Source organism: Streptomyces sp. T39 (assembly GCF_008042045.1).
Taxonomy (GTDB): Bacteria; Actinomycetota; Actinomycetes; order Streptomycetales; family Streptomycetaceae; genus Streptomyces.
Map to the genome: position 1 here is coordinate 1 of NZ_RDBP01000063.1, position 5788 is coordinate 5788.

At 75.1% G+C, this 5788-nt stretch carries 4 protein-coding genes and 1 pseudogene; 3 read left to right on the forward strand and 2 right to left on the reverse strand.

The annotated features are described in order from the left end of the window. Positions 1 to 18: 18 nt before the first annotated feature. The 3 genes from EAO77_RS35035 (at position 19) to EAO77_RS35045 (ending at position 4065) form a co-directional block, all read left to right on the forward strand. Positions 19 to 2427 carry a SpoIIE family protein phosphatase gene (locus EAO77_RS35035; protein ID WP_147992367.1) on the forward strand — a complete coding sequence of 803 codons (2409 nt, stop codon included), beginning with the start codon at positions 19 to 21 and terminating at the stop codon, positions 2425 to 2427. Between the two features lie 70 nt (positions 2428 to 2497). Next, complete coding sequence (locus EAO77_RS35040; protein WP_147992368.1) at positions 2498 to 3526, forward strand: S66 peptidase family protein; 1029 nt, start codon at positions 2498 to 2500, stop codon at positions 3524 to 3526. Between the two features lie 62 nt (positions 3527 to 3588). After that, positions 3589 to 4065: a MarR family winged helix-turn-helix transcriptional regulator gene (locus tag EAO77_RS35045; RefSeq protein WP_147992369.1), complete on the forward strand. Its 477-nt coding sequence runs from the start codon at positions 3589 to 3591 to the stop codon at positions 4063 to 4065. A gap of 54 nt (positions 4066 to 4119) precedes the next feature. Here the strand turns inward: EAO77_RS35045 and EAO77_RS35050 are convergent, their stop codons facing one another. Both EAO77_RS35050 and EAO77_RS35055 read right to left on the reverse strand, forming a co-directional pair. Continuing rightward, a complete protein-coding gene (locus EAO77_RS35050) occupies positions 4120 to 5385 on the reverse strand; it encodes a Tm-1-like ATP-binding domain-containing protein (protein WP_147992370.1) in 1266 nt (421 codons plus the stop codon). A 115-nt stretch (positions 5386 to 5500) separates the two neighbouring features. Next, positions 5501 to 5788: pseudogene (locus EAO77_RS35055) on the reverse strand (sugar ABC transporter permease); the annotation flags it as partial.

Below are 5788 nucleotides of genomic sequence, written 5' to 3' on the forward strand. Positions count from 1 at the left end.
CCGAACGAGAGGGCCCAAGTGACTACTGGCGGCGACGCCCTCGCGGCGGACACGCGGCACCCGGAGGGCTGCGCGCTCCTGGTGGTGGCCGGCGACGGCACCGTCCTCGCCTGCACCGCCGACGCGGTCACGCTGCTCGGGGAACCGGCCGGGGCGCTCACCGGCCGCCGGGTCGAGGACCTGTTCGAGGACCCCGACCTCTGGTCGCGGCTGCTCGACCCGGACGCGGGTCCGTGCCCCGTCTCCCGGAGCGCGGTGCTCAAGGGCCGGCCGGAGACCGTGCTGTGCGCCCTGCTGCCCGTCGAGGGCTCGGGGGACGCACGTGGCCTGCTGCGCCTCGCACGGGCCGAGACCGTCGCCCGCCGGGAGCAGAACGAGGCGCTGATGCGGGCGCTGACCTCCCAGTCGGGCATCGGTCTCGCCATCCACGACGAGGAACTGCGGCTGCTGCGCATCAATCCGCTCCCCGAGGACGTGCGGCGACTCGTCGAGGCGGGCGGCGACGGCAGCGCCATCGGGCGCCGGCTGCACGAACTGCTGGTCCCGCAGGACGCGGCCGTCATCGAGACCCAGCTCCGCCGGGTGGCGAGCACCGGTGTCCCGCTCGTCGACTTCGTCACCTCGGCCCGGCTCGTCCAGGCGCCGCACAGCGACCGCACCGTCTCCCTGTCGGCGCTGCGGCTCTCCGGCGAGGCGGGCGCCGTCCACGGCGTCGCGGTCACGTTCACCGACGTCACCGAGGACCATCGGGCGCAGCGCCGCTCCGCCCTCGTCGCGACCGCCGCCTCGGCACTCGGCCGTTCGCTGGAGACCGGCCGCAACGCCCAGGTCCTCGCCGACCTCCTGGTGCCCGCATTCGCCGATCTGGCGTCCGTCGACATCACCGAGACCGTCCTGGTGGGGGAGGAGCCGGGGGAGTTCGCGACCGGGGCGCCGATGCGGCGGGTGGCCGCGGTCGCCTCGGACGGGGTCTGGCCGGGCGAGCTGTACCAGCCGGGCGAGATCCTGAGCGTGCAGGGGTACGAGAGCGACCGGCTGCGCGCCGGCTCCGCCGTCGTCGTCGCCGACCTCGACTCCCTCCGGCCGAAGGTCGCCGGCGACCCCGACCGGGTCCGCCTGCTGCTGGCCGACCGTGCCGCCTCGTTCATGGTCGTGCCGCTCCAGGCACGCGGGCAGGTGCTCGGCGCCGTCGGACTCTGGCGCGCCGGCGACCGGCCGCCCTTCGACGCCCATGACGCCTCCGTCGCCGAGGACATCGCGTCCCGGGCCGGTCTCGCCATCGACAACGCCCGCCGCTACACCCGGGAACGCCGTACCGCCGAGTCCCTCCAGCGCAGCCTGCTGCCCCGGCCCGTGCTCAAGCTGACCGCGGCCGAGACCGCCGGCATCTACGTACCCGGCCGGACGGTCGCCGGCACCGGCGGCAGCTGGTTCGACGTCATCACGCTCTCGTCGGCCCGGGTCGCCTTCGTGGTGGGCACGGTCCGCGGACACGGGCTCGGCGCCGCGGCCGCCATGGGAAGCCTGCGCACCGCCGTGCGCACCCTGTCCGACCTCGACCCGCCGCCCGACGAGCTGCTGACCCACCTCGACGACCTCGTCGTCCGTCTCGCGGAGGACGAACCACCCGGTGACGCGGAGGGATCGGTACGCGGAGCCACCTGCCTCTACGCGGTCTACGACCCCGTCACCGCCCACTGCCTGCTGGCCAGCGCCGGCCACGCGCCGCCGCTGCTCGCCCCCGCGGGCGGCGGCACCACACCTGTGGAGCTGCCCGCGGGACCGGCGCTGGGGCTGGGCGGCGCGCCGTTCGAGCCCGTCGAACTGGAGCTGGGCCAGGGCGATCTGCTGGCGTTCACCGCCGGGTCGCTCTCCGCGCAGGGGCCGGGCGGCGCCGGGCGGGTGGCGGACCACCTCCGCCGGACGCCGCCGGACCGGACGCGACCCGTGCCGGAGATCGGCCGCACCGTCCTGGTGCCCTTCCTCGCCGACCCGCCGGACGACGACGCCGCCCTGCTGCTCGCCCGGCTCGCCGTGACCCCCGCGGAGGACGTGGCCGCCTGGGAGTTCCCCGCGGACGGGAAGGTGGTGGCCGAGGCACGCGCCGAGGTGGCCGGCCGGCTCGCCTCGTGGGGACTGGACGACCTCGTGTTCACCACCGAACTGATCGTGAGCGAACTGGTCACCAACGCCATCCGCTACGCCGGGGGGCCCGTCGGAGTGCGGCTCATCAGGGACCGGCGTCTGATCCTGGAGGTCTCCGACCCCAGCCAGACCCAGCCCCATCTGCGCCGCGCCAGGGTGACGGACGAGGGCGGCCGCGGCCTGTTCCTGATCGCGCAGCTGACCCACCGCTGGGGCAGCAGGTACACGCCCCACGGCAAGACGATCTGGACCGAACAGCAGCTGACGCCGGACGACGCCTGACGATCCCGGGCTCCGCTGCCCCGGAGAAACCCGCTTGGGCGCCCGGCGGAGGCGTGCCAGACTCCGCCGCATGCCGATCCGTTACCCCCAGCCCCTGCGTCCCGGTGACCGCGTCGGGGTGACCTCCCCGTCGACCGGAGTCCCCGAGGAACTGCGCGCCCGCCTGGAGGTGGCCGTCGCCGATGTGGAGGCACGGGGGTACGAGGTCGTGACGGGCGCCTGCATGGACGGCTCCGGCCATGTCAGCGCCCCCGCCGCCGAGCGTGCGCGTGAACTGATGTCGATGATGACGGACCCCGCCGTCAGGGCCGTGGTCCCGCCGTGGGGCGGTGAGACGGCGATCGACCTCCTCCCGCTGCTCGACTGGGACGCGCTGCGGGAGGCCGAGCCGACCTGGCTGGTCGGGTACTCGGACATGTCGACGGTCATGACACCGCTGACCCTCCTCACCGGTACGGCGACACTCCACGGCAACAACCTGATGGACACGCCCTACCGGCCGCCCGAGGGGCTGCTGTCGTGGCTCGACATCGCGGCGGCGCCGCGCGGGCACCGCTTCACCCAGACCCCGCCCGGCCGCCACCGCGCCTCGGGCCGCGACGACTGGGCCGCCCGCCCCGGCGTGCGGGACCTCACCCTCGACACCCCCGGCCGGTGGACCAGGCTGGACGCCGACGGGGACGTGGAGGCGGAGGGCCGCCTGATCGGCGGTTGCATCGAGACCCTGAGCAACCTCACGGGCTCGCCGTATCTCGACGTCTCCGCCTTCGCGCGGGCCGAGGCCCCGGAGGGGCTGCTGGTCTACGTGGAGGCGGGGGGCGACGACGCCCTGGAGATCTGCCGCAATCTGCACGGGATGCGGCTGGCCGGCGTCTTCGACCACGCGAACGCCGTCCTCGTGGGCCGGTCGCCCGGCCCCGGAACCCCGTCGCTCACCCAGCACGAGGCGGTCCTGGAGGCGCTCGGCCCCCTGGGCGTCCCGATCGTCGCCGACGTCGAGTGCGGCCACGTCCCGCCCTACCTGCCCCTCGTCAACGGAGCCCGCGGGCGCCTCGTGCTCACGCCGGAGCGGGCCGAAGTGACCCAGACGCTGGACTGAGGGCGGCGGAGCCCGGCCGGGGGCCGGGAGCGGGGCGACAGTAGCCATGTACCGTACCGGGCATGAGCGAAGGGACCGCGGGAGCGACGCCGGGCTTCCTGGTGTGGCGGCTGTCGATGAAGTGGCGGGTGGCCGTCGACCGGGCGCTGGCCCCGCTCGGCCTGACCCATGCGCAGTACTCGGTCGTCGCGACGCTGCGAGGGCTCGGCCGGTCGGGGATCAGGCCGAGCCAGCGCGAACTGGCCGACCACACCGGGCTGGAGGCGCTCTACGTCTCCAAACTGGCCCGTTCGCTGGAATCGGCCGGGATGGTGGAGCGGACCAGGGACGCCGTCGACAGCCGTGCGGTGCGACTGGCGCTCACCGCGCGCGGGGACGAGGTCACCGCCCGGGCCGTCGGCATCGTGCACGAGCTGATCGACAGCCGGCTCGCCCCGCTCGGCGGCATGGAGGGCGAGCGCACCGCGGCGTTCGTACGGGACCTGACGGCTCTGCTCGCCGCATCGCCGGACGACCCGACGGACCATCCGGCGGGGTAGTGGGGACCCCGCCGGCCGGGGGCACGGAGGGCCTCGGGGCGGGCCGGGGCCCGCTCACCCGGCGGGCGCGCCGGGGCGGCGCGCGGCCGGGATCAGCCGGTGCAGGCGGTCCGCCGCGGCCCGGCCGAACGCCTCGCTGTTGATGTGCGTGTCATGGTCCACGATCTCCACCGCGCTGCCCTCCAGCCCTGCCCGCAGCGACCTGAACAAGGCCCCGTCGACGGCCGGGTCGTGGTACGGCCCGCCCGGGGCGCCCAGCGTCGACAGCCCGCGCAGCGGTACGCACACCTCCACCGGGCCCCGGGCGGCGCGGAGCTTCGCCGCGATCCGCCGGCCCAGCTCCTCGCACTCGCCGGACGTCGTGCGGACCACCGTGATCGACGGGTTGTGCACGAGCGGACTGCGGTGGCGCAGGGCGGCGGGGACAGTCTCGGGCGGGCCGAACTTCACCATGTCCAGCGCCCCGAGGCTCACCACCTGAGGCACCCCGGCGAGCCCGGCGGCGGTCAGCCGGTCCGGGCCGGCCGACAGGATGCCGCCGACCAGGTCGTCGGCGAGTTCGCTGAGCGTGAGGTCCAGCACCCCGGCGAACAGGCCCTGGCCGGCGAGGGACTCCAGCGTCCGCCCGCCGGTGCCGCTGACGTGGAACACCAGCACCTCGTAACCGAGTTCGCCGAGGCGGGCGCGTGCCGCGTCCACGCCGGGCGTGGTCACCCCCGCCATGCTCGCCGCCACCAGCGGCCGTTCGCCGGCCGCCAGGCCGGCCGGGTGCAGGGCACGGGGCGAGGCCGCGAAGCCCTTCGCCATCCCGGCGGCCGCGTCCGCCGCGTTGGCGAGCACCGGTGCCAGCACCGGGTTGATCCCCGCGATGTCGACGACGCTGTACATCATGGTGATGTCCGACGATCCGACGTATCGCGCCACATCGCCGGAGGCCATGGAGGACACCATCAGCTTCGGCACGCCCAGCGGCAGCCGGCGCATCGCCCGGGTGGCGATGGACGTGCCCCCGCTGCCGCCGACGGCGAGGACGCAGTGGAGCCGGCCCTGGGCGTGGAGCCGGGAGACGACCTCGGCCGCGCCGTCCGCCATGGCCGTGACGGCCGCCCCGCGGTCCCCGGCGGCGCGCAGCGCCTGCGCGTCCGCGCCCGCCGCGCGGGCCACCTCCTCGCCGGACACGTCGGCGGCGGCACGGGGCGCGCCGAGCGCGCCCGTGTCGACGAGGAGCACCTCGACCCCGTGGCCGAGCAGCCTCTCCCGAAGCCAGCCGTACTCCACACCCTTGGTGTCCAGCGTCCCCACCAGCACAACTGTCGCCATGGGCCGTACTGTTCGCGACATCCGGCCGCTCGGCAAGGGTGCCTGCGCATGCGACGAGGTCCCACCCCCCGTGGGTGGGACCTCGTCACCGGTCCGCCCTGTGCGGGCGGGGGTGTCAGGCGCGGCCTGCGGTCTTCTGGGTCTTGCGGGTGATGGAGTCGATGACGACGGTGGCGAGGAGGACGCCGCCGGTGATCATGTACTGGATGGGGGTGGCGATGCCTTCGAGGGCGAGGCCGTACTGGATGGAGACGATGACCATGACGCCCAGGAGGGCGTTCCAGGTGCGTCCGCGGCCGCCGAAGAGGCTGGTGCCGCCGATGACGGCGGCGGCGATGACGTTCATGAGGAGGTCGCCGGCGCCGGCGCTCTGGTTGGCGGCGGCGATCTTGGAGGCCCAGAA